General features: G+C 70.8%; 20 protein-coding genes. 8 read left to right on the forward strand and 12 right to left on the reverse strand.

The window, feature by feature from the left end; translation table 11 throughout:
- Nucleotides 1-138 precede the first annotated feature (138 nt).
- The 5 genes from ACH47Z_RS13575 to ACH47Z_RS13595 form a co-directional block, all read right to left on the reverse strand.
- A complete protein-coding gene (locus ACH47Z_RS13575) occupies nt 139-966 on the reverse strand; it encodes a carbohydrate ABC transporter permease (protein WP_399073381.1) in 828 nt (275 codons plus the stop codon).
- On the reverse strand, nt 966-1,829 hold the full coding sequence (locus ACH47Z_RS13580) for a carbohydrate ABC transporter permease (RefSeq protein WP_399073383.1): 864 nt from the start codon (nt 1,827-1,829) through the stop codon (nt 966-968). The genes ACH47Z_RS13575 and ACH47Z_RS13580 overlap by 1 nt, the downstream gene beginning before the upstream one ends.
- Nucleotides 1,826-3,199, reverse strand: coding sequence for an extracellular solute-binding protein (locus ACH47Z_RS13585; RefSeq protein WP_399073384.1), 1,374 nt, complete (start codon nt 3,197-3,199; stop codon nt 1,826-1,828). The genes ACH47Z_RS13580 and ACH47Z_RS13585 overlap by 4 nt, the downstream gene beginning before the upstream one ends.
- A gap of 97 nt (nt 3,200-3,296) precedes the next feature.
- Nucleotides 3,297-5,219, reverse strand: a complete 1,923-nt coding sequence (locus ACH47Z_RS13590) for a tetratricopeptide repeat protein (RefSeq protein ID WP_399073385.1) — start codon at nt 5,217-5,219, stop codon at nt 3,297-3,299.
- A 163-nt stretch (nt 5,220-5,382) separates the two neighbouring features.
- Nucleotides 5,383-6,234, reverse strand: a complete 852-nt coding sequence (locus tag ACH47Z_RS13595) for a nucleosidase (protein WP_399073386.1) — start codon at nt 6,232-6,234, stop codon at nt 5,383-5,385.
- A gap of 27 nt (nt 6,235-6,261) precedes the next feature.
- Here ACH47Z_RS13595 and ACH47Z_RS13600 point away from each other — a divergent pair, with 27 nt between their 5' ends.
- A complete protein-coding gene (locus ACH47Z_RS13600; protein WP_399073387.1) occupies nt 6,262-6,816 on the forward strand; it encodes a hypothetical protein in 555 nt (184 codons plus the stop codon).
- Nucleotides 6,817-6,869: 53 nt separating this feature from the next.
- Here ACH47Z_RS13600 and ACH47Z_RS13605 read toward each other — a convergent pair whose 3' ends face one another.
- Nucleotides 6,870-7,559: a response regulator gene (locus ACH47Z_RS13605; RefSeq protein WP_399073388.1), complete on the reverse strand. Its 690-nt coding sequence runs from the start codon at nt 7,557-7,559 to the stop codon at nt 6,870-6,872.
- Nucleotides 7,556-9,187: an ATP-binding protein gene (locus ACH47Z_RS13610; protein WP_399073389.1), complete on the reverse strand. Its 1,632-nt coding sequence runs from the start codon at nt 9,185-9,187 to the stop codon at nt 7,556-7,558. The genes ACH47Z_RS13605 and ACH47Z_RS13610 overlap by 4 nt, the downstream gene beginning before the upstream one ends.
- Nucleotides 9,188-9,309: 122 nt before the next feature.
- Between ACH47Z_RS13610 and ACH47Z_RS13615 the strand changes: the two genes are divergently transcribed.
- Entirely contained in the window at nt 9,310-10,719 is a 1,410-nt protein-coding gene (locus ACH47Z_RS13615; protein WP_399073417.1) for a cation:dicarboxylate symporter family transporter, read from the forward strand.
- A gap of 123 nt (nt 10,720-10,842) precedes the next feature.
- On the opposite strand, the gene ACH47Z_RS13620 is transcribed toward ACH47Z_RS13615, so the two are convergent.
- Complete coding sequence (locus tag ACH47Z_RS13620; protein ID WP_399073390.1) at nt 10,843-11,460, reverse strand: TetR/AcrR family transcriptional regulator; 618 nt, start codon at nt 11,458-11,460, stop codon at nt 10,843-10,845.
- A gap of 117 nt (nt 11,461-11,577) precedes the next feature.
- On the opposite strand from ACH47Z_RS13620, the gene ACH47Z_RS13625 reads away from it, so the two are divergent.
- Together ACH47Z_RS13625 and ACH47Z_RS13630 are read left to right on the forward strand one after the other, a co-directional pair.
- Entirely contained in the window at nt 11,578-13,251 is a 1,674-nt protein-coding gene (locus ACH47Z_RS13625; RefSeq protein WP_399073391.1) for an MFS transporter, read from the forward strand.
- Between the two features lie 111 nt (nt 13,252-13,362).
- Nucleotides 13,363-14,139 (forward strand): DUF2127 domain-containing protein, encoded by a 777-nt coding sequence (locus ACH47Z_RS13630; protein ID WP_399073392.1) that lies wholly within the window; start codon nt 13,363-13,365, stop codon nt 14,137-14,139.
- Here ACH47Z_RS13630 and ACH47Z_RS13635 read toward each other — a convergent pair.
- Nucleotides 14,133-15,053 carry an NAD-dependent epimerase/dehydratase family protein gene (locus ACH47Z_RS13635; RefSeq protein ID WP_399073394.1) on the reverse strand — a complete coding sequence of 307 codons (921 nt, stop codon included), beginning with the start codon at nt 15,051-15,053 and terminating at the stop codon, nt 14,133-14,135. The genes ACH47Z_RS13630 and ACH47Z_RS13635 overlap by 7 nt on opposite strands.
- Before the next feature lie 39 nt (nt 15,054-15,092).
- On the opposite strand from ACH47Z_RS13635, the gene ACH47Z_RS13640 reads away from it, so the two are divergent.
- The 4 genes from ACH47Z_RS13640 (at nt 15,093) to ACH47Z_RS13655 (ending at nt 18,815) form a co-directional block, all read left to right on the forward strand.
- Entirely contained in the window at nt 15,093-15,614 is a 522-nt protein-coding gene (locus tag ACH47Z_RS13640) for an Lrp/AsnC family transcriptional regulator (RefSeq protein WP_399073395.1), read from the forward strand.
- Nucleotides 15,615-15,643: 29 nt separating this feature from the next.
- The gene (locus ACH47Z_RS13645) at nt 15,644-16,072 is read left to right on the forward strand and encodes a MerR family transcriptional regulator (protein WP_399073396.1); all 429 of its coding nucleotides are present in this window, start codon (nt 15,644-15,646) and stop codon (nt 16,070-16,072) included.
- Nucleotides 16,069-16,401 carry a thioredoxin gene (trxA, locus tag ACH47Z_RS13650; protein WP_399073397.1) on the forward strand — a complete coding sequence of 111 codons (333 nt, stop codon included), beginning with the start codon at nt 16,069-16,071 and terminating at the stop codon, nt 16,399-16,401. Before ACH47Z_RS13645 ends, trxA begins: the two co-directional genes overlap by 4 nt.
- Nucleotides 16,402-16,583: 182 nt before the next feature.
- Nucleotides 16,584-18,815, forward strand: coding sequence for a HelD family protein (locus ACH47Z_RS13655; protein ID WP_399073418.1), 2,232 nt, complete (start codon nt 16,584-16,586; stop codon nt 18,813-18,815).
- On the opposite strand, the gene glgB is transcribed toward ACH47Z_RS13655, so the two are convergent.
- From glgB to ACH47Z_RS13670, 3 genes are all read right to left on the reverse strand, one after another.
- Nucleotides 18,790-20,976, reverse strand: a complete 2,187-nt coding sequence (glgB, locus tag ACH47Z_RS13660; RefSeq protein WP_399073398.1) for a 1,4-alpha-glucan branching enzyme — start codon at nt 20,974-20,976, stop codon at nt 18,790-18,792. The two genes, ACH47Z_RS13655 and glgB, sit on opposite strands and share 26 nt — an antisense overlap.
- Entirely contained in the window at nt 20,973-22,376 is a 1,404-nt protein-coding gene (locus ACH47Z_RS13665; RefSeq protein ID WP_399073399.1) for a maltokinase, read from the reverse strand. Before ACH47Z_RS13665 ends, glgB begins: the two co-directional genes overlap by 4 nt.
- 92 nt (nt 22,377-22,468) lie before the next feature.
- A partial coding sequence (locus tag ACH47Z_RS13670) for an alpha-glucosidase C-terminal domain-containing protein (RefSeq protein ID WP_399073400.1) occupies nt 22,469-22,972 on the reverse strand: 504 nt, incomplete at its 5' end.

Below are 22,972 nucleotides of genomic sequence, written 5' to 3' on the forward strand. Positions count from 1 at the left end.
GAGCTGAGGGTTGGCGCACCTCGCACAAGCTAGGGGCGCCGCCACGAGATGGCTACGGTCCGTTCGGACAGGATCACGGATTGTCGGAACGTACAGTTCCGGCCGTTCGGTATGTAACGGACGGAACACCTCTCCCGCTCACCCCTTGACCGCCCCGCCCAGCGCGAAACCACCCCCCAGTCTCCGCGCCACCAGCACGTACAGCAGGATCACCGGCGTCGAGTAGATCACGGAGAACGCGGCGAGCTGGCCGTACGCCACCATGCCCCGGTTGCCGAAGAAGTCGTTGATGCTGACCGAGGCCGGCATCTGGTCCGGGGTGAGCAGCAGCATGAACGGGACGAAGAAGTTCCCCCACATCATCACGAACGAGAAGACGGTGACGACCGCGAGCCCCGGCCCCATCAGCGGCAGCACGATCCGCACCAGGGACTGCAGCGAGTTCGCCCCGTCGGTCCAGGCAGCCTCCTCCAGCTCCTTCGGCACCCCGTCCATGAAGTTCTTCATCAGCCAGATGGAGAAGGGGAGTTGGGAGGCGGCGAAGAAGAGGATCGTGCCCTGGAGGGTGTCGATGAGATTCACCCGGACGAACAGCGCGTACACCGGGACCATGATCGCGGTGATCGGCAGGCTCGTCGCGAACAGGATCGTGAGGAGGAACGGCCGGTTGAGGCGGGAGCGGAACCGGGAGAGCGGGTACGCGGCGAGGGCCGCGCAGGCGACGGTCAGCGCGGTGGCGCCGCCGCACAGGACCAGGCTGTTGAGCAGCGGGGTGTAGGTGATGTCCGGGGTCAGTACGGCACGGAAGTTGGCCGTCGTGAGCCCGTCGGGGATCCGGACCCTGAGGTCGGCGTGCGGGTCCACGGCGGACAGCACCACCCAGGCGAGGGGCAGTGCGAAGGCGACGGCTGCGAGCAGCAGGGCGGCGTCGGTGGCGAGCCGGCGGGAGACGCGTTTCCGGGCCATCACACCTCCGTCCGCAGCAGCCGCAGATACACGACGGAGAACAGGGACCCGACGAGCAGCAGAAGCAGCGCTACGGCCGTGCCGTACCCGATCATGCTGTTCTGGAAGGCCTGTTCGTACATGAAGAGGGGAAGGGTCTGGCTCTTGTTGCCGGGCCCGCCCCGCGTCATCACCCAGATCAGCCCGAAGACGGACAGCGTCTGGAGGGTGTTGAGCATGAGGTTGGTGGCGATGGACCGGCGGATCATCGGCAGCGTGATGTGCCACATCCGCCGCCACCCGCCGGCCCCGTCGACCTCGGCGGCCTCCGTGATCTCGGCGGGTATCTCGTCCAGCGCGGCGGAGTACACGAGCATCGAGAACGCCGTACCGCGCCAGACGTTGGCGAAGGACACGGCGAGGATGGGCAGCGTGAACAGCCAGTTCTGGCGCGGCAGATGGAGCCAGTCCAGGATGGCGTTCAAGGTTCCCTCCCGCCGGAAGAAGGCGTACAGCAGAAACCCGGCGACGACTTCCGGCAGCACCCACGCCGTGACGACGACCCCGCCGGTGAGGGTCCGCACCGGCTTCGAGGCCCGCTTCATCAGCGCGGCGAGGGCGAGCCCCAGGGTGTTCTGCCCGACCAGCGAGGACAGCACGGTGAACACCAGTGTCAGCCATACGGCGTTGAGGAACGCGTCGTCGTGAAAGGCCCGCCGGAAGTTGTCGAACCCGACGAACGACGCGTGCGCCTGTCCCGTCAACTGCAGGTCGGTGAAGGCGATGTAGACGCAGTAGGCGATGGGACCGGCGAGGAAGAGCAGGATGAGGACGACGGCGGGGGTGAGGGGAAGTGCCCGGGTGAACCGGCGGTACTGCCTCACTTCTGGACCACTTGGCCGCCGGTGACGTCCTTGAGGGAGGAGTCATAGGCGGCTGCCGCCTTCTCCGCGGACGCGTCACCGGTCGTGACGCTCTCCATCGCCTCCTGGATGGCGGTCGACACCTTCGGGTACGCCGGGTAGGCGGGCCGGTAGTGGGTCGTGGCCACCAGGTCGGTGAAGAACCTGATGCCGGGCTGGGCGGTGGCGTACGAGGGGTCGGCCGCGACGTCCTTCCGCACGGAAATCCCTGAGTTGGCGATGTACCACTTCTTGGCGTTCGCCTCGGTCTGCATCGTCCTGATGAAGTCGAAGGCGAGGTCCGGGTGGCCGGCCTTGGCCGGGATCGCCCAGGTCCAGCCGCCGGACATGCTCACCTTGCCGGGCGCCTGCCCATGCTGGGTCGGCATGTACGCCAGCCCCAACTGCTGGGACCAGTCCGGCCATTCGTGCCCGCTGCCCGGGAGCCAGGTCTGCGGCAGCCAGGAGCCGTCGAGGTCGATGCCGAGCTTGCCCTGGGGGAGCAACTCGCCCATGACGGTGGTGGTGTAGTTGGGGTCGAGGGCGTCGGAGAGGTCGGGCCCGAGCTTCTCCTTGTAGACCGTCTCCACGAACGTCAGCGAGTCCGTGAACCCCCGGTTCCCGGTGATCCACTTCTTGCTGCCGCTGTCGTACAGCGGATCGGCCTTTCCGTCCCCGGTGCCGTAGAGCAGCATCTCCATGGTCTGCATGGTGGAGCGCTCACCGGCCGGTTTGCCGGTGTAGACGTTGAGCGGGGTGACCCCGGGGACCTTCTGCTTGATGGCGCGGGCGGCGGCGAGCACGTCGTCCCAGCTCTTCGGCTGCCAGTCGAGCGGCAGCCCGGCCTGCCTGAAGATCCGCTTGTCGAACCACAGCCCACGGGTGTCGGTCCCGTCCGGGACGCCGTACGTCTTCCCGTCCTCACCTCTGGCCGCGGCCTTGGCGGTGTCGATGAACCGACCCCAGTCCGGCCACTTGGCGAGGTACGGGTCGAGGGGTTTCAAGTACCCGCTGGTGATGTCGGAGTTGATGAGGAAGGTGTCCTCGTAGACCAGATCCGGCGCGGTCCGCGGCGAGCGCAGCATCTGCTGGAGCTTGGTGTAGTACTCGGAGTCCGGGGCCTTGATGGGGACGAACTCGACCTTCTTCCCCGGGTACTTCGTCTCGAACTCCTTCTTGATCCCGGCGAGATAGGTGTCCATCACCTTGACCGAGTTGTCGGTCGACTGCTTGTAGGACACCTTGAGCGTGTTCGGACCGCTCCCGGAACCGCCGCCGCACGCGGTGAGCGCGGTGGCGGCGAGAGCGGCGGTGAGGAGGGCGGAGAGGGCGGCGGTGGGGCGCACGGGCATGACCTCCTGAGCACACGTGGGGGTGGCGCGGAGATTGCTGCCGTGTGAAGGTAAGAGCGGTGGTCCAGTCCGGTCAATGCGTGTGCGTGGGATTGGGTTAGTCGGGTTGCTCGGACAGCTCGGCGGCGCGGGTGCGGGCAATGGTGGCTTCCGCGAGGGCGTCTGCGCGGGTGAAGGCATCGGCGCACTGGAGGTAAACGGAGCGGGCTTCGGCGGTGCGGTGGGCGGTCTCGTGGATCATGGCCAGGTTGTGGAGGGTCTCCCCTGCGCCGTACCAATCCTCGAACTCCCGGTGGATCTCGAAGGACTTGCCGTTCGCCGCTATCGCCTCTTCCGCACGGCCTGCCTCCCGCAGGGCGACGCCGAGGTTGTTCCATGCCATGGCCTCGCGGTGTTGGTCTCCGGCGGCCTGCAGCAGGTCGCGGGAGCGGGTGTAGGCGTCGATGGCCTCTTCCACCCGGCCCGCCCGACGCAGGGCGATGCCGAGGTTGTTCCACGTCATGGCCTCGCGGTGTTGGTCTCCGGCGGCCTGGTGCAAGTCGCGGGAGCGGGCGTAGGCATCGATCGCCTCCTCCACGCGGCCTGCCTCCTGCAGGGCGTTGCCGAGGTTGTTCCACGTCATGGCCTCGCGGTGTTGGTCTCCGGCGGCCTGCAACAGATGGTGGGCCCGGGTGTGGGCGTCGATCGCCTCCTCCGCCCGGCCCGCCTCCCGCAGGGCGACGCCGAGGCTGTCCGATGCCATTGCCTCGTTGGGACGGTTTCCGGCGTGGCAGGCCACGTCGCGCGCGGCCTCCATGACGTCGATCCAGTCGTCGAAATACCGACGCCAAGACAGGTATTCCCGCAAGGACCAAGCCAACCGCACCGCCGCGTCGGCGAACCGCCCCTCCTGCGCCCACCCCACCGCCGCCACCAGGCCGGCCCGCTCCCCGTCCAGCCACTCCAACGCTTGCCTCCGGTCCCCGAAGCGCTCCGGCTCCTCCATCCCCGGCAGCCACCGCAACCTGTCATCGGCTGCATCCGCCCACCGGGCGTAGAACTTCAGCACCCGCTCCCGCGCCAGCTCCCCCTCCTCCCGCATCACCGCGTCCCCCGCCACCACACCGGACCCGAATCCCCGCACCAGGTCATGCACCCGCCATCGCACGGCCGAACCCGTTCCGCCGGTGCGGCGCACCGGCGTCACAAGGTGCGCGGCAGCCAAGTCCTCCAGCGGCGACAGAACGGTCTCGTCGTCGACGTCGGCCAGGGCAGCGATCGTCTCCGTCCCCGTCTCCGCCCCCGGAGCCAGACACAACAAACGCAGCAACCGTGCCTGGTCATCCGGCAGTCGGCGATACGACGTCTCCAGCACGGGCCGAAGGACCAGCGACCGGCCGTACAGATCCGTGCCCGGACTGCCCTGGTCCAGGACAGCGATCGCATCCCCGGTGCTGCGGATCTCGGCCACCAACGAGGCGATGTCCCGATGCCGGCGCCGCCGCAGCATTCCCGCCGCGATCTGGAGCGCCAAGGGCAAGTGGCCGCACAGGTCGGCCAGTTCGAGCAGCGCGCCAGGCTCGCACCGCACGCGTTCGTCGCGCTCGTCGGTGTCCTGCAACGCACGCGTCACCAGCGCGACCGAGTCGTCCGGATCAAGCGTCTCAAGGTCGATGAGCCGTACCGGCAAGGAATCAGGCCGGTCCCGCGAGGTGATGAGCACCCGGTGGCGATCCGTACCCGGCAACAGGGGCAGGTACTGCGCCGGATCCGACGCGTTGTCCAGGATCAGCAGCATCCGGTTCTGCTGCTCAGCGAGAAGCAGGCGATACGCGTCGTACTGCCGCTGCGCCGTCGGCGGCAGATCCCGGTCCCGCACCCCGAGCGCGTCGAGCAGCGCCAGTACCGCCTGATCAGCCGTCACCGGATCGTCGTCGTACCCCCGCAGATCCACGAACAGCGTCCCACCCGGGAACCACCCCTCCGCCCGCGCCCGATGCGCCGCCTCCACCGCCAGCGCGGTCTTGCCGATGCCTCCCATCCCGGTGACGGCGAAGATGAGGACAGGCAGCGCCGTCGTGCCGGCCGCGTCGGGCGCAAGGTGCGGGAGTAGCCGGTCCAGCTCCGCCGAGCGGCCGGTGAAGCCCAGCGGGCGGGGCGGCAGGGTGGCGCTCGCGCGTGGGACCGGGCCGTGGACGGTGCCCCTACCTGCCGCCTCCGACCTGCTTTCCCGTGACGGGCCCGTAGAAGATCCCGCCCCGGAAGTCGATGTGGTCACCCCTGTAGCGCCCTTGGGGCCCCTCCTCGGCGTCGGCGGAGCCCCTGCCCCGTGGCAGGTGCTTACGCAGCACCGCTACCGTCACCACGGCCGCCCGCGCCGCCGCCGGCTTCTGTGAGCCGCCGGCGTCGGCCAGAGCCTTCGACGCGTTGGCGTGGTCGCTGACGCCCCGGATGACGAGTGCGTCCAACTGGCCACTGAAGCGTGCCGCGTTGGCCGCCCCCGACCCCTCCATCTCGATCGCCCCGGCGTCGTTGTAGTGCGCCTCGATGAACCGTGCGATGTCGGACTCGGAGTCGGCCAGGACCACGTCACCGGTGGCGATCGGCGCGAAGTGGACCGTCACGTCATCCAGGTCCCGCGCCGCCGAACGAGCCGCCTGCTCCAGCGCGTGCGAGCCGGGCAGGGCCTTGGGTCGGACCTTGAAGCCCTCGCTCGTCTGCTTGCCGCCGTGGATCTCGTACACCTGGGTGCCGACCACGACGTCACCGATGCCGATGTCGTTCTTCAGGCTGCCGGCGACGCCCACGAAGAACACGGCCTGTGGCCTCAACCACTCGATGAGCTGCGTGGCGAGCGCCGCGGCCCGCTCGGCGCCCACGCCCAACTCGCTGATCGCCACCTGCCACGGGCTGTCGGGCAGCCTGCCGATCTCGACACGCGTCCCGTTGTGATGAACACGTTCCTCACGATCCTCGATGTACGGGCGCACCGCCGCGTACTCCAACGCGAGCGCGGTGAGGATCAGAACGGTGGGCTGGGTCTCCGGCACACTCATAAAGTACTGCCGGGGGAAGGGGTTGGAGTGCCGGAACGAGATGTCACCGTGGGGCAGTTGCTGCTCACCGAGTACCAGACCGTCAAGGACGAGCAGAAGACACGGATCGGGTTCCGGGACAATCTGCTGTACGTCACCCTCACCGTGGTGGCCGCCGTCATCGCCGCCGCCGCTCAGGCCAAACAGGCGTCGATGCTGCTGGCGCTGCCGCCGGTGTGTGTCGTGCTGGGGTGGACGTACGTCGTGAACGATCAGAAGATCTCGGCGATCGGGGCGTACGTACGGGACGACCTCGGTCCGCGGCTCACCCGACTCGCCGCCGCCCCCGATGCCTCGGCGGTCTCGGTCTTTCGCTGGGAGACGGAGCACCGGACCGACGCACGCCGCAGGTCACGCAAGGCCATTCAGTGTGTGGTGGACCTGACGGCCTTCTGCGTGGTGCCCTTGGCGGCCCTCGTGGTGTTCTGGGCGGCGGGGGAGGGCGGTGGACTGCTTGTCGCGGTCTCCGTGCTGGAGGGGCTGGCGCTGGTCGGCCTCGGTGTGCAGGTCGTGTTGTACGCGGGATTCGTCGCGCCGGAGTGACGACCGGCGTGCCGTACACGCGCAGGTGTCGGTGCCGGAACCGCGCGCGCTCCTCACCGCCCCTGCGCCACCCACCGATACACCAGCTCCGGCCGCCCCACCTGCCCGTACAGCGGGCTCCGGGCGGCCCGCCCCGACTCCACCAGGTGTTCCAGATACCGGCGCGCGGTGATCCGCGAGATCCCCACCGCCTCCGCCAGCCCCGCCGCCGTAAGCCCCGCCTCCGCCTCTCGCAGAGCCGACGTCACCCGCTCCAGCGTAGGCCCGCTCAACCCCTTCGGCAGTGCCGCGGGCGACGGCGCCCGGAGTGTCGCCAGCGCCCGGTCGACCTCGTCCTGGCCGCTCGCCTCGCCCGCCGCCGCGTGGAACTCGGCGTAGCGGACCAGGCGGTCCCTCAGGGTGGCGAAGGTGAAGGGTTTCAGGACGTACTGGACGACGCCCAGGGAGACGCCCTCCCGTACCACCGTCAGGTCCCGCGCCGACGTCACCGCTATGACGTCCGCGTGATGGCCCGCGGCGCGCAGGGAACGGGCGAACTGCAGACCGTGTACGTCAGGGAGGTGGAGGTCCAGCAACAGCAGGTCCACGGGCGTACGGTCCAGGATGCGGCGCGCCTCCGCGCCCGTGTGCGCCTTGCCGACCGCGACGAACCCCGGTACCCGGCCGACGTACATCACATGCGCGTCGGCGGCCACCGGGTCGTCCTCGACCACCAGCACTCTGATCGCCGGTGCATCCGTCATGTCGCGCCGCCTCCCGGCACCGGGGAAGCCGTGCGCGACGGCAACCGCACCTCGAACACCGCTCCACTCTCCTCGCCCTCCGCCACGGTCAGGCCGCCCTCGTGGCGGGCCACCGCCTGCCGGACCAGGGCCAGCCCGAGCCCCCGCCCGCCCGGCCCGGCCGGCTTGGTGGAGAACCCCCGCTGGAATACCAGGTCGGCATGGGCGGGGTCGACCCCGGGGCCGGTGTCGCTCACCCGCAGGACCACCTCGCCGGCCGAGGCGTACGCCGTCACCGTCACCCGCGCCCCGACGCTGCCCTGGGCCGCGTCCACCGCGTTGTCGATGAGGTTGCCGAGGATGGTGACGAGGTCCCGGGACGACAGGTCCTCCGGGAGCACCCCGTCGTCCAGGCGGCTGTCCGGGGACACCACCAGCTCCACGCCCCGCTCGTTGGCCTGGGCCGTCTTGCCCAGCAGCAGGGCGGCCAGCACCGGCTCGCTCACCGCCGCCACCACCTGGTCGGTCAGGGCCTGCGCCAGCTCCAGCTCGGCCGTGGCGAACTCGACCGCCTCCTCGGCCCGGCCCAGCTCGATCAGCGACACCACGGTGTGCAGGCGGTTGGCGGCCTCGTGCGCCTGCGAGCGCAGGGCCTGAGTGAAGCCGCGCTCGGAGTCCAACTCGCCTGTCAGCGCCTGAAGTTCGGTCACGTCGCGGAGGGTGACGACCGTACCGCGGCGCTCTCCGCCGGACACCGGGGAGGTGTTCACCACCAGCACCCGGGACGCCGTCAGATGCACCTCGTCCACCCTCGGCTCCGAGGACAGCAGCGCGCCCGTCAGCGGGCTCGGCAGACCGAGGTCCGCGACCGAGCGCCCGATCACGTCCCCCTCGCTGTCCACCCCCAGCAGCTCCCGCCCGCCGTCGTTGATCAGCGCCACCCTGTACTGCCCGTCCAGCATCAACAGGCCCTCGCGGACCGCGTGCAGCGCCGCCTGGTGGTAGTCGTGCATCCGGCTCAGCTCGCCGGCGTTCATTCCGTGGGTGTGGCGGCGCAGCCGGGCGTTGACGACGTACGTGCCGACCGCGCCGAGCAGCAGGGTGCCGCCCGCGACCCCGAGCAGGGCCGTGACCTGGCCCTGGACCCGCGCACTGATCGCCTCCACCTTGATTCCGGCGCTGACCAGCCCGATGACGTGGCCGTTCTCCTCGACCGGGGTCACCGCGCGCACGGAGGGGCCGAGGGTGCCGGTGTAGGTCTCGGTGAAGGTGTGGCCGTGCACGGCGGGGTCGATACGGCCGAGGAAGCGTTTGCCGATCTGTTTCCGGTCCGGGTGGGTCCAGCGGATGCCGTCCGTGTTCATGATCGTCACGAAGTCGACGTCCGCGTCCCGGGTGACCTGCAGCGCGTACGGCTCCAGGGCGGCCGAGGGGTCCGGGGTGTGGATCGCCGCGCGTACCGAGGGGGCGTCCGCGATCGACCGGGCGACGGCCGTGACCTGGCGCACCGCCGCGTCCTCGGCCTGCCCCCGGTCGCTGACGTAGGTGAACAGCGCGTATCCGGCCACGACCAGCGCTATCAGCACGGCCTGCATGGCGAAGAGCTGGCCGGCCAGGCTGCGGGGTCGGGGGAGACGGGGAACGCGCATGTCAGCAGTGTGCCTCTCCGGTTAAGTGTGAACTAAATGAACGGAAGGGTGACCGCCCTCACAGGGCGGGAGATAGTCACGGCATTCCCCCATAACCCCCGGACGTGAGCCGCACGCCGGTGATGCCGACGAAGACGTCAAGGAGGGCAGCCGTGGCCGCCAGCACCCCCGATACGGCACCTGCCGTGCCCCGCGTGAAGCGGGACCGTACCCATTACCTGTACATCGCGGTCATCGCGGCTGTCGTGCTCGGCATCGCCGTGGGGCTCATCTGGCCCGACGCCGGAGTCCAGCTCAAGCCGCTCGGTACCGGTTTCGTGAACCTGATCAAGATGATGATCTCGCCGATCATCTTCTGCACGATCGTGCTCGGCATCGGGTCCGTCCGGAAGGCCGCCAAGGTCGGCGCCGTCGGCGGTATCGCCCTCGGCTACTTCCTCGTGATGTCGCTGGTCGCGCTCGCGATCGGCCTCGTCGTCGGCAACGTGCTGCACCCGGGTGACGGGCTGCACCTGACCAACGCGCTCAAGGCGACCGGGCACGCCCAGGTGTCCCCCGACGCGCTGCCGCCCGTCGACTTCGTCCTGTCGATCATTCCCAAGACCTTCGTCTCCGCCTTCACCGAGGGCCAGGTCCTCCAGACGCTGCTGGTGGCCCTGCTCGCCGGGTTCGCGCTGCAGGCCATGGGCCCGGTCGGACAGCCGGTGCTGCGCGGCATCGAGCACATCCAGCGGCTCGTCTTCCGCATCCTGTCGATGGTCATGTGGCTCGCGCCGGTCGGTGCCTTCGGCGCCATCGCCGCCGTGACCGGCTCGGCCGGCATCGACGCGCTGAAGAGCCTCGCCGTGCTGATGCTCGGCTTCTACATCACCTGCGTCCTGTTCGTCTTCGTGGTGCTCGGCGCGATCCTGCGGCTCGTCTCGGGGCTGAACATCTTCTCGCTGTGCAAGTACCTGGGCCGCGAGTTCCTGCTGATCCTGTCCACCTCCTCCTCCGAGTCCGCGCTGCCGCGGCTGATCGCGAAGATGGAGCACCTGGGCGTCAGCAAGCCGGTGGTCGGCATCACCGTCCCGACCGGCTACTCCTTCAACCTCGACGGCACCATGATCTACATGACCATGGCGTCGCTGTACATCGCGGACGCCCTGGGCACGCCGATGTCCGTCGGCGAGCAGATCCCGCTGCTGCTCTTCCTGCTGCTGGCCTCCAAGGGAGCGGCGGGCGTCAGCGGCGCCGGCCTCGCCACCCTGGCCGGCGGCCTGCAGTCCCACAAGCCCGCGCTGGTCGACGGCGTCGGCCTGATCGTCGGCATCGACCGCTTCATGAGCGAGGCCCGCGCCCTGACCAACTTCGCGGGCAACGCGGTGGCGACCGTGCTGGTGGGCACGTGGACCAAGGAGATCGACAAGGAGCGGGTGCGGGCCGTACTCGCCGGTGACCTGCCGTTCGACGAGACCACGCTGCTGGACGAGGGCCACGGGACGGTCACCGAGGTCCCCGAGCCGAAGGAAGAGGCGCTGGCCAAGGCCTGACCTCGTAGAAATGCTCCGGATGTCCGGCCCCGCCTGAACCCGGGCCGGGCATCCGGTACCGCCGCCGGGCGGCTGAGGCTCCCCCCGTACCTCAGCCGCCCGGCTTCTGTCGTCCCAGCACCTCTACGCACTCACCCTGGCCACCAGAGCGGTGGCCGTCGAGGCGGGCACGCCCGCCGCGGTCAGCACCGTGACCGTGGCGGAGCGGCCCGCCTCTTCTGCTGGGAGGAGACCGTCGTTCACCGCCTCCGTGACCGCGAACAGCAGCTGCTCGTGGACGTAGGCGAGCGCCGGGGCCGGCAGCGGTGAGCTGAACACGCCCTGCTTCAGGCCCTGCTCCAGGAGCCGGATCTTGTTCGCGCGCAGCGGGGCGAGACGTTCGCGGATGCCCTGGACGGTGACCGTGCGCTGGGCCAGGGCGATCAGCAGCCGGTAGCGGTCGGCGATCTCCCAGATCGCGAGCACCGAGCGGGCGACCGACTCCGCCGGGTCCACGACCCCCTCCCGGGCGCGCGCGTCCGCGTCCGCCAGTGCCTCCACGGCCCCGTCGACGAGCGTGCTGATCAGCGCCTCACGGCTGGGGAAATGGCCGTACACCGTCCGTCGTACGACCCCCGCGGCGCGCGCGATCTGGTCCATGGAGGCGTCGGGATCGCGCAGCAGCTCCGCGAGGGCGACGTCGAGGATGCGGCGCCGGTTGGCGTCGGCGCGGCTGGTGTTACCCGTGGTCATGGCAGTCATTCTGCACGCCCTCCGCGAGTTGCACAGCTCTGTGCAACGGCGTACATTGCACATGGTTGTGCAATTGCACGCCACTGTGCAAGTCCTGTCGCGCACCCGAGGAAGGCGACCCCTGCCATGCGACTCGTCATGACCGAACCGGTCGAGAAGATGGAGCGCCCGTACGCCCGGCGCTGGTGGGCACTGCTCGTGCTCTGCCTGAGCCTGCTGATCATCGTGATGGCCAACACCGCCCTCACGGTCGCCGCGCCCGATATGACGAAGGACCTCGGGCTCTCCAGCGCCGACCTCCAGTGGGTCATCGACGGCTACACCGTCCCGTACGCCGCGCTGATGCTGCTGCTCGGCGCGATCGGCGACAAGTACAGCCGGCGCGGCGCACTCGTCCTCGGCCTGCTGGTCTTCGGCGGCGGAGCCGTCTTCGGCTACCTCGCCGACAGCGCGGCGACCGTCATCGCGGCCCGCGCCGTGATGGGCGTCGGCGCGGCGCTGATCATGCCCGCCACGCTCTCCCTGCTCGCCGCGACCTTCCCGCGCGCGGAGCGCGCCAAGGCGATCACGCTCTGGACGGCCACCGCCGGCCTCGCCATCGCCGCCGGTCCGGTCGTCGCGGGCGCGCTGCTGCGCGACCACGGCTGGTCCTCGACCTTCCTGATCAACGTGCCCATCGCGGCCGTGGCGATCGTCGCCGCCTTCGTCCTCATCCCGCCGTCCAAGGCGGGCCACCACGACCGCATCGACTACGTGGGCGGCCTGCTCTCCGTGATCTGGACCGGCTCGCTGGTCTACATGATCATCGAGGGCCCGCACTTCGGCTGGGGCGCGAAGGCGATCACGGCGGCGGTCGTGGCGGGCGCGGGCCTGGTCGCGTTCGTCCTCTGGGAGCTGCGCCACCCGCGCCCCATCCTGGACGTCCGCCGCTTCGCACACCGCCGCTTCGCGGGCTCCAACCTCGCCGTCGCCCTGTTCTTCCTCGCCGTCTTCGGCGCCTTCTACTACCTGACCCAGCACCTCCAGTTCGTCCTCGGCTACGACGCCCTGCAGACCGGCGTACGGATGCTGCCGCTGGCCGGCGCGGTCTTCGTCGGCTCGGCCCTGACCGGGTTCCTGACCCCGCGCGTCGGCATGAAGTGGACGGTCGGCGCGGGCATGGTCGGCGGCACGACCGCCCTGGCCCTGCTGACCCGGGTCGACGCCGGCTCGACGTACACCGACTTCGTGGCCCCCCTGATCATCCTGGGCCTCGCCATCGGCCTCGCCCTCTCGCCCTGCACCGACGCCATCATGGGCGCCTTCCCGGAGTCCGAACTGGGCGTCGGCGGCGCCGTCAACGACACCTCGCTGGAACTGGGCGGCTCCCTCGGCATCGCCATCCTCGGCTCGCTCCTCGCCACGTCGTACGGCAACCACCTCAGCGACGCCACGGCGGGCAGCAAGCTCCCGGCGAGCGCCCTGAACACGGCCAAGGACTCCGTGGGCGCCGGATACGCCGTCGCCCAGGGCATCGGCGACAAGGCCCACGCACTGGCCGCACAGGCCGCCCACGCGACCAGCCCCGAGCAGGCCGCCCAGCTCAAGCAGCAGGCCACCCAACTCGCCGCCGGCGCCCACCAGATGGCCGACGCGGTCGGCTCCTCCTTCTCCGCCGCCGTCGCCCACACCAGCCTGGTCGGCGCGGTGATCCTCGGCATCGGCACGGTCCTCGTGGCGTTCCTGCTCCCGCGCCGTGAAGCCCCCGCACCGGAGGTGAAGGAGGAGGAGAAGGAACTGGCGGAGAGCGCGGTCGACTGACCATCCTTACCACCGTCCGCTAACGTGCCGCTCCGGACAACCGGAACGGCACGTCGGCGCGTGGCGTCAGTACGTGTGACGAGTCAGTACCTGTAAGTGGAGGCACGGGGGATGAGCATCGACTGGGACCGGCGGACCTGCGCGCGCAAGGGCCATGTCACCTACGCGCCGGACGACCCCCGGCTGCGCCTGCGGCTGCACGCCGAGACCGCGCTCGGGGAGGTCTGGCGCTGCCTGCGCTGCGGTGACTTCGTGCTCGGTGCGCCGCACGGCTCGGGGCCGGCCGCCGACGCCCCGCTGGTGCCGCGCGGAAAGGTCCTGCGGGACCTGTTCATCCTGCGCTTCCTGGCGATCGAGCGGGCGGTGCGCGGGGTGTTCATCGTGCTGGTCGCCGTGGCGGTGTGGAAGTTCAGCAACAGCCAGGACGCGGTGCGAAGGCTGTTCAACGAGAACCTGGACGTCTTCCGCCCGGTGTTCAAGCACTTCCACTACGACCTCGACCACTCACCGGTCGTCGGCTCCATCCAGAAGGCGTTCGGCTACAAGCACTCCACCCTGCTCCTGGTCGCCGCCCTGCTCCTGGCCTACGCCCTGATCGAACTGGTCGAGGCGGTCGGCCTCTGGTACGCCAAGCGCTGGGCGGAGTACCTGACGGTGGTGGCCACGGCCGCCTTCCTCCCCCTGGAGATCTACGAGCTCACCGAAAAGGTCAGCTACCTGAAGATCGCCACCCTCGCCCTCAACATCCTCGCCGTCCTCTACATCGCCGTGGCCAAGCGCCTGTTCGGTCTCCGGGGCGGCCGCCGGGCCTTCGAGGAGGAAAGGCACAGCGCGTCGCTGATGGAGGTGGAGGAGTCGGCAGGGGTGATGATCGGGGCCGATCAGTAGGAGGACAGCGTCTCGGACACCGCCTTCGGCAGCCACTCGCGTACGTCGGAGAAGGTGAAACCGAGGCGCTCCGCACGGGAGTTGTCCATCGCGTAGTGCCTGCGGAAGGCGAAGGGGGAGACCTCCGTCGCCTCGGACTCCGTTCTCTTGAACTCGGGCTCGGGCGCGCCGAGTCGGGTCGCCACCGCCGTGCACAGGTCCCCGACCGTCAGCTCACCGTGCGAAGCCGCGTTCACCGGACCCGTGAAGTCCTCGCCCGCCGCCCAGAAGAGGAAGTCCGCGATCTCCTCCACGTGGATGTACGTCGCCGGGTGGGAGACCGGGGGTACGGCGACGGGGGTGCCGGTCATGATGCGGTCGGCGTAGTGCCGGAGGCGGCCGGTGAAGTCGTCGGTGCCGCCCAGGACATGGGCCACCCGGACCGAGACGTGCGGGAGGTCCGACGCGGCGAACACCGCCTCCGCCTGGCGCTTGCCCTCGCCGTAGTGACGGTCCAGGAACTCCGGATCGGCCCAGGGGAGTTCGGGGTCCACCGTGACCGTACGCGGGTCCACCGCGCTCTCCGGCAGTGGTGCCACAGCATCCAGGTGCCCGTACACCTCCACCGTCGAGGTCATCAGGTAGCGCCCGGTGCGGCCCGCGAAGACGCGGCGGGCGGTCTCCGCCTGGCGTGGCGTGTAGCAGACCTGGTCGACGACCACGTCGAAGGTCCGGCCGGCCAGTGCCTCGGTCAGGGCCCTCTCGTCGTTCCGGTCCGCCACCACATGCGCCGCCCCCGGTGGCACGGGTGACGAGCCCCGGTTGAGGACCGTGACCCGGTCGCCCGCCGCCAGCAGCCGGGCGATCAGGCGCTTGCCGACATAGCGGTTGCCGCCGATGACCAGTACGTCTCGTGGTGCCGTGTTCATGGCCATAATTCTCCCGGCGGATCAGCAGGCTCTGAAGGGGGAGACATGGGAGATCAGGCCGTCACGCCGAAAGAAACACGGCAGTCCTGGGCCGCCGCCCACGAAACAGCGGTGGCCTTCGACGCCGTCGACCGGCGGATCCTGGCGCTGCTCCAGACCGACGGGCGGATCAAGCTCAGCGAGCTGGGGCGGCGGGTCAGCCTGAGTCCGGCGGCCGTCGCGGAGCGGGTGCGGCGGCTGGAGGCGGCCGGTGTGGTCGAGGGGTACGGCGCCCGGGTCGTACCCGCCCGGCTCGGTTACGGCATCCAGGCCTTCATCCGGGTCAGTCCGCACGGCGGCTACACCCTCAAGCACCCCCGCACGCTGGAGCTGCTCGACCGCCCGGAGATCACCGAGGCGCACCACGTCGTCGGCGAGGACTGCTGGATCCTCAAGGTCGCCGTCACCGACACCGCGCACCTGGAGGAGATCCTGGAGCTGACCTCGGCGCTGGGCCGTACGACGACCTCGATCGTGCTGTCCTCGCCGGTCCGCCGCAAACCCCTGCTGCCGCCCTCCTTGCCTTGACGCCGACGTCAACGCCTACGGTCGTAGGCATGCGAATCGGCGAGCTGGCCGCACGGGCCGGGACCACGACCCGCACCCTGCGCTACTACGAGACCCGCGGGCTGCTGCCGGCCCGGCGCGACGGCAACGGGCACCGCACCTACGACGAGGCCGATCTGCGGCTGCTGGAGCAGATCCGGACGCTGCGGGACTTCGGGTTCGAGCTGGAGGAGACGCGGCCCTTCGTGGAGTGCCTGCGCGCCGGGCACCCGGAGGGCGACTCCTGCCCGGCCTCGCTCGTGGTCTACCGGCGCAAGCTGGACGAGCTGGACGCGCTCATCGGGCAGCTCCGTGCCGCGCGGGAGACGGTCGCGGGGCAGTTGGCGCGGGCCGAGGAGGCGCGGGACGCGCTGGCCGCCGAGGCGCTGGTTCCGGGGGGTCCGGAGCCCGTGTGCGAACTGGGAGGGCATGCGCGATGAGCTTGGTGAGCGGACTGGCCGAGGTGACGGACGCCGATTTCGAGGCGGAGGTGAAGGGCTCGGATCTGCCGGTGCTGGTGCAGTTCACCGCCGACTGGTGCGGGCCGTGCCGGCAGCTCGCGCCGGTGCTGAGGGACATCGCCTTCGAGGAGGGGGACCGGCTGAAGATCGTGCAGATCGACGTCGACCGTAATCCCGGGACGACGGTCGCCTACGGCGTGCTGTCCACGCCGACCCTGATGGTCTTCCGGGACGGTGAGCCCGTGCGGTCGATGGTGGGGGCGCGGCCCAAGCGGCGGCTGCTGGAGGAGCTCTCCGACCTGCTGTAAAGCGCACTCCGCCGTACTCGGCCCACGAAAAAAATCCCCTGAGCAATTGCGCTCGGGGGATTTCTGTGCGTATATTCGGTGGTTCGCGACTCCCATTTGACTGGGATCGCGGAGAAGTTCACTGAGCAGAGTATATCCGGGCGGGAGCGGAATTGTCAAACACCGAATTTCCGGACGATGAATTGAAGCGCGAGCAGGAATTCATCGACGGACTGTACGCGCGCGTGGACGTGCTGCTCGGCGAGGCCGAGACCTCGGTCGCGGACGCGCTCGCCCAGGGCGACAAGCCCATGCAGGCCCGGCTGGAGCGGGACATCCTGGTCGCCGAGCGCTCGGGGCTGCTCGCCGCGCTGAACGCCGTCGACGGCTCGCTCTGCTTCGGCCGGATCGACCTGGCCGACGGCACCGCCCACCACATCGGCCGGATCGGGCTGCGCGAGGACGACACCGAGCGCACCCCCGTCCTCATCGACTGGCGGGCCGACGTCGCCCGCCCGTTCTACCTGGCCACCGGGCACACCCCGATGGGCCTGCGCCGCCGCCGGCACATCACCACCGAGGGCCGGGCCGTGACCTCGCTGCACGACGAGATCCTCGACCTCGGCGACGCCACCCGCACCGGGTACGAGGACCACGACGCCGACGCCGTGCTGCTGGCCGCGCTGAACTCGGCGCGCACCGGCCGGATGAGCGACATCGTGCAGACCATCCAGGCCGAGCAGGACGAGATCATCCGGGCGCCGTACCGCGGGGTGCTGGTGGTCGAGGGCGGGCCGGGTACGGGCAAGACGGCGGTCGCCCTGCACCGCGCCGCCTACCTCCTGTACGAGTACCGCGAGCTGCTGGCCCGCCGGGCCGTGCTGATCGTCGGCCCCAACCCGGCCTTCCTCGGCTACATCGGCGAGGTGCTGCCCTCCCTCGGCGAGACCGGCGTGCTGCTCGCCACGATCGGCGAGCTGTTCCCCGGGGTGAAGGCGACCGCCGCCGACACCCCCGAGGCGGCCGCCGTGAAGGGCCGCGCCGACATGGCCGACGTGCTCGCCGCCGTCGTACGCGACCGCCAGGTCCTGCCCGACCCGGTGATCGCGATCGAGCACGACCGTGAGGTGCTGATGCTCGACGACGGCCTGGTCTCCGTCGCCCGCGAGCGCACCCGCGCCGCCAAGCTGCCGCACAACGCGGCCCGCGAGCACTTCGAGGGCCACATCCTCAACACCCTCACCGAGCTGTACGCCGAACGCGTCGGCACCGACCCCTACGACGGCGGCAGCCTGCTCGACGCCTCCGACATCACCCAGATCCGCGACGAACTCGCCGAGAACCCCGAAGTCTGGTCCGCCATCGACCAGTTGTGGCCCAGGATTACCCCACGGCGGCTGGTGGCCGACTTCCTCGCCGAGCCGGAGGGGTACGTCGGCGACGCGGACGCGGCCGCCATCCGGCGCCCGGTGACCCGGGCCTGGACCGTCGCCGACGTCCCGCTCCTGGACGAGGCGGCCGAACTCCTCGGCGAGGACGACCGGTTGGCGCGGGCACGTGCCGAGCGTGAGCGCGAGACGCAGGTGGCCTACGCGCAGGGCGTGCTGGACGTGTCGTACGCCTCCCGGACGTACGAGTTCGAGGACAGGCACGACGACGAGTCCGAAGTCCTGTCCGCGCACGACATCATCGACGCCGAACGCTTCGCCGAGCGGCAGGAGGAGGCGGACCACCGCAGCGCCGCCGAGCGGGCCGCGGCCGACCGCACCTGGGCGTTCGGGCACATCATCGTCGACGAGGCGCAGGAGCTGTCGCCGATGGCCTGGCGGCTGCTGATGCGGCGCAGCCCGACCCGCTCGATGACCCTGGTCGGCGACCCGGCCCAGACGGCGGAGGCGGCCGGGGTCGGCTCGTGGGCGGACATCCTCGCGCCGTACGTCGAGGACCGCTGGGAGCACACCCGGCTCGGCGTCAACTACCGCACCCCGGCCGAGATCATGGACCTGGCGGCGGCCGTCGTACGCGCCGAGAACCCGGACTTCGAGCCGCCCAGCTCGGTCCGCTCGACCGGTGTACGGCCGTGGGTGCGCCGGGCGTCCGACGACCTGCCCGGCGCGGTCGCCGAGGCGGTCGCCGAACTCACCCCGGCCGAGGGCCGCCTGGCGGTGATCGCCCCACGCGACCTGCACCGGGCGCTGGCCGCCCGGCTGGACGGGGTGACGGCGGGCGCGGAACCCGACCTGACCCGGACCGTCGTCCTCCTCGACCCCCGCCAGTCCAAGGGCCTGGAGTTCGACTCGGTGCTGGTCGTGGAACCGGCCCGGTACGGCACGAGCGACCTCTACGTCGCCCTCACCCGGGCCACGCAGCGGCTGGGCGTGCTGTACCGGGCCGGCCTGCCCGACGCGCTCAAGCCGGCCGCAGCCACACCGTAGCCAGCGGTGGCAGGGTCAGCCGGATGCTCGCGGGACGGCCATGGGCCCCCTGCGGCTCCGGCTTGACCACGTCCTGGTGCGTCACGCCGCTGCCGCCGTACCGCCCCGCGTCGGTGTTGAGGATCTCCGCCCAGGCCGGGACGTCCTCCGGGACGCCCAGGCGGTAGTCGGGCCGGACCACCGGGGAGAGGTGGGAGACCGCGAGCAGCGGGGTGCCGTCGGCATCGAAGCGGAGAAACGCGAAGACGTTGTCGTCGGCCGCGTCCCCGGTGATCCACCCGAAGCCCGCCGGGTCGGTGTCCCGCTGCCACAGTGCCGGGGTCGCGCGGTAGTGCGCGTTCAGGTCCCGGACCAGGTCCCGTACGCCCCGGTGGTCGGCCGCGGCGCCGTACGACGGGTCGAGCAGCCACCAGTCGGGGCCGTGCGCCTCGGACCACTCGGCGCCCTGGGCGAACTCCTGCCCCATGAAGAGGAGTTGCTTGCCGGGGTGGGCCCACATGAAGCCCAGGTAGGCGCGGTGGTTCGCGCGCTGCTGCCACCAGTCGCCGGGCATCTTCGAGACGAGGGACCGCTTGCCGTGTACGACCTCGTCGTGGGAGATCGGCAGGACGTAGTTCTCGCTGTACGCGTACACCATCGAGAACGTCATCTCGTGGTGGTGGTACTTACGGTGGACCGGCTCGTGGGCCATGTACGCCAGCGAGTCGTGCATCCAGCCCATGTTCCACTTCAGCCCGAAACCCAGCCCGCTGGTGTCCGTCGCCCGGGTCACCCCGTCCCAGGCCGTGGACTCCTCCGCGATCGTCACCACCCCCGGGCAGCGGCGGTAGACGGTCGCGTTCATCTCCTGCAGGAACGCCACCGCGTCCAGGTTCTCCCGGCCGCCGTGCTCGTTCGGCGTCCACTGGCCCGGCTCGCGCGAGTAGTCCAGGTAGAGCATCGAGGCCACCGCGTCCACGCGCAGCCCGTCGATGTGGAACTCCTCGCACCAGTACACGGCGTTCGCCACCAGGAAGTTGCGCACCTCCCGGCGCCCGAAGTCGAACTCCAGCGTCCCCCAGTCGGGATGCGCGGCCCGCAACGGATCGTGGTGCTCGTACAGCGGCCGCCCGTCGAACTCGGCCAGCGCCCAGTCGTCCCGTGGGAAGTGCGCCGGCACCCAGTCCATCAGCACGCCGATCCCGGCCTGGTGCAGCCGGTCCACCAGGTACCTGAAGTCGTCCGGTGTGCCGAGCCGGGCCGTGGGGGCGTAGAAGCCGGTGACCTGGTAACCCCAGGACCCGCCGAAGGGGTGCTCGGCGACCGGCATCAGCTCCACGTGCGTGAAGCCCGTCTCCGACACGTACGCGGGGAGCTGATCGGCCAGCTCACGGTACGTCAGGCCCGGTCGCCAGGAGGGCAGATGGACCTCGTACACCGAGAACGGCGCCTCGTGCACCGGCGTGTCGGCCCGGTGTGCCATCCACTCCGTGTCGGCCCACTCGTGGTGCGAGGCCGTCACGATCGACGCGGTGGCGGGCGGGGCCTCCGTACGGCGGGCCAGCGGGTCGGCGCGCAGGGTGTGCGAGCCGTCCGGGCGGGTGATCTCGAACTTGTACAGCTCGCCCTCGCCGATCCCCGGCACGAACAGCTCCCACACCCCCGAGGAGCCCAGCGAGCGCATCGGATGCCCGGCGCCGTCCCAGAAGTTGAAACCGCCCGCGAGCCGTACCCCGCGCGCGTCCGGCGCCCACACCGCGAACCGGGTGCCGGACACGCCCTGCCGGACGGTGACATGGGCGCCGAGCGCCCGCCACAGCTGCTCGTGCCGGCCCTCGCCGATCAGATGCAGGTCCAGCTCGCCCAGCGAGGGCAGGAAACGGTAGGCGTCCTCGGTGTCCTGGACCGTCCCCTCGTACGCCACGAGCAGCCGGTAGCCGGGGACCTCGGTGAGCGGAAGCAGGCCGGAGAAGAAGCCCTCCCCGTCGTCGTGCAGCTCGGCCCGCAGCTCGTCGGCGACGACGGTGACGGAGCGCGCGTACGGCCGGAAGGCGCGGAAGGCGACACCGCCGGGGACGGGGTGGGCGCCGAGGACGGAGTGCGGATCGTGGTGGGTGCCGTGCAGGAGCCGTTCGCGGTCGTCGGCGTCCAGGCCGGCAGGCGTGTTCCACTGGTTCGTCACGGACGGGCCTCCTGGTCGGACTCGGACTCGGGCGCGGCGAGGCGGCGGATCGCCGAGAGCGGTACGGGGAGCCAGTCGGGCCGGTGCCGGGCCTCGTAGACGGCCTCGTACACCGCCTTGTCGGTCTCGAAGGCCCGCAGCAGCACCGGGTCGGCGCGCGGATCACGCCCGGCCACCTGCGCGTACCCCGAGCAGTACGCGGCCCGGCACACCCGCGCCCAGTCCGGCACCGGCGGCTGCACCGAGTGGGCCGCGTAGTCGAAGGAGCGCAGCATTCCGGCGACGTCCCGCACCGGTGGCTGCGGCAGGCGCCGTTCGGCGAGCGGCCGGGCCGGCTCGCCCTCGAAGTCGATCAGCGACCACTCCCCGTCCGCCGCGCGCAGACACTGCCCGAGGTGCAGATCGCCGTGGATCCGCTGGGCGGTCCGGGTGTGGCCCTCGGCGGCGAGGTCGTGCAGCGCCCGGTAGGCCTGGCGCAGCCCGGTCGCGTACGGCCGCAAGCTGGGCACCGCCTGTACGGCCGCCTCCAGCCGCTCGACCATGCCGTCGGCCAGCACCTGGAGCTGGGCATGGCCGAGGGTGACCGTCGGCAGGGCACGGGCGAGGGCGGTGTGCACCTCGGCGGTGGCCCGGCCCAGCGCCCGTGCCTCGGCGACGAAGTCCTCGCCCTTGGCCAGCTCGCGCAGCGCCAGCTCCCAGCCGTCGGCAGCGCCGCGCACATAGGGCTGGAGCACGGCGAGGACGTACGGCTCCCGGCCCGTCTCGGCATGCGCCCACGCGGTCGGCGCGGGCACCCGGGGGCAGCCCTCGCGGGCCAGCGCGAGCGGCAGCTCCAGGTCGGGATTGACGCCGGGCACGACCCGCCGCAACAGCTTCAGGATGAACGTATCTCCGTAGACGACCGAGGAGTTGGACTGCTCGGCGGTCATCAGCCGGGCCACCAGACCCTCGCGGATCTCCTGGCGCGGGTCCCGCTCGAAGCGCAGCCCGCCGACGCGGGCCTGGGTGCGCAGGGCCTCCAGGAGCACCTCGGCGGGCCGGGGGTCGTACAGGGCCTCGTACACCGTGCGTCCGGCGATCGGCCCCTGGGTCACATGTCCGATCAGCGCGGGCGCGAGCCGGGGCGGCAGCGCCTCGCGCACGCCTATGAGGAACTGGTAGCAGTCGCCGGGGCCGGGCGTGTTCGCCTGGTGGACGCGGAGCAGCAGGTGGTACAGGCCGAGCCGGCCGTCGGGCGGGAGCAGCTCGGTGACGGCCACGGGGGTGAACCCGGTGACAGGGCGCCCCTTGCCCGCGAACCAGCGCTGCCTCGGCAGCCAGGTGCGCAACAGGGGGTCGAGGGAGGCGAGGAGCGAGGGGGCGGTGCCGAAGGGGGTGACCGTTTCCGCCACGGGCGTCACGTCCTTTCCCCGGGGGGTCGGGGGCGGGGGTGTTCCTGATGCGTGCCCCGGGTGGGGCGGCGGAAACGCGCCCCCGCCCCACCCAAGGGGTCCTACGCCGCTTCCCGCCGCAGGCGGAACCAGTAGAAGCCGTGCCCCGCGAGGGTGAGCAGGTACGGCAGCGTGCCGATCGCCGGGAAGCGGACCCCGCCGAACAGCTCGACCGGGTGCCGTCCCTCGAACCGGCTCAGGTCCAGCTCGGTGGGCTGGGCGAAGCGCGAGAAGTTGTGGACGCACAGCACGAGGTCGTCACCTCCGTCCTCTGACAACGGGGCCTCGCGCAGGAAGGCGAGCACCGCCGGGTTGGAGGACTGGAGTTCGTTGTAGGACCCCAGTCCGAAGGCAGGATTCTGCTTGCGGATCTCGATCATGCGGCGGGTCCAGTGCAGCAGCGACGAGGGCGAGGACATCGCGGCTTCCACGTTGGTGACCTGGTAGCCGTAGACAGGGTCCATGATCGTTGGCAGGAAGAGTCGTCCGGGATCGCTGGACGAGAAGCCGGCGTTGCGGTCGGGGGTCCACTGCATCGGGGTGCGGACGGCGTCGCGGTCGCCGAG

The sequence above is a fragment of the Streptomyces sp. NPDC020192 genome, assembly GCF_044388685.1.
Classification (GTDB): Bacteria; Actinomycetota; Actinomycetes; order Streptomycetales; family Streptomycetaceae; genus Streptomyces.

Bases quoted from the DNA above. Each gene is read 5' to 3' on its own strand.
- ACH47Z_RS13635 (WP_399073394.1), bottom strand. From the start codon at position 15,053: ATGGCCATGAACACGGCACCACGAGACGTACTGGTCATCGGCGGCAAC.
- ACH47Z_RS13620 (WP_399073390.1), bottom strand. From the start codon at position 11,460: ATGACTGCCATGACCACGGGTAACACCAGCCGCGCCGACGCCAACCGG.
- ACH47Z_RS13615 (WP_399073417.1), top strand. From the start codon at position 9,310: ATGCCGACGAAGACGTCAAGGAGGGCAGCCGTGGCCGCCAGCACCCCC.
- ACH47Z_RS13585 (WP_399073384.1), bottom strand. From the start codon at position 3,199: ATGCCCGTGCGCCCCACCGCCGCCCTCTCCGCCCTCCTCACCGCCGCT.
- ACH47Z_RS13595 (WP_399073386.1), bottom strand. From the start codon at position 6,234: ATGAGTGTGCCGGAGACCCAGCCCACCGTTCTGATCCTCACCGCGCTC.
- ACH47Z_RS13630 (WP_399073392.1), top strand. From the start codon at position 13,363: ATGAGCATCGACTGGGACCGGCGGACCTGCGCGCGCAAGGGCCATGTC.
- ACH47Z_RS13625 (WP_399073391.1), top strand. From the start codon at position 11,578: ATGCGACTCGTCATGACCGAACCGGTCGAGAAGATGGAGCGCCCGTAC.
- ACH47Z_RS13640 (WP_399073395.1), top strand. From the start codon at position 15,093: ATGGGAGATCAGGCCGTCACGCCGAAAGAAACACGGCAGTCCTGGGCC.
- ACH47Z_RS13575 (WP_399073381.1), bottom strand. From the start codon at position 966: ATGGCCCGGAAACGCGTCTCCCGCCGGCTCGCCACCGACGCCGCCCTG.
- trxA (WP_399073397.1), top strand. From the start codon at position 16,069: ATGAGCTTGGTGAGCGGACTGGCCGAGGTGACGGACGCCGATTTCGAG.
- ACH47Z_RS13645 (WP_399073396.1), top strand. From the start codon at position 15,644: ATGCGAATCGGCGAGCTGGCCGCACGGGCCGGGACCACGACCCGCACC.
- ACH47Z_RS13605 (WP_399073388.1), bottom strand. From the start codon at position 7,559: ATGACGGATGCACCGGCGATCAGAGTGCTGGTGGTCGAGGACGACCCG.
- ACH47Z_RS13610 (WP_399073389.1), bottom strand. From the start codon at position 9,187: ATGCGCGTTCCCCGTCTCCCCCGACCCCGCAGCCTGGCCGGCCAGCTC.
- ACH47Z_RS13590 (WP_399073385.1), bottom strand. From the start codon at position 5,219: ATGGGAGGCATCGGCAAGACCGCGCTGGCGGTGGAGGCGGCGCATCGG.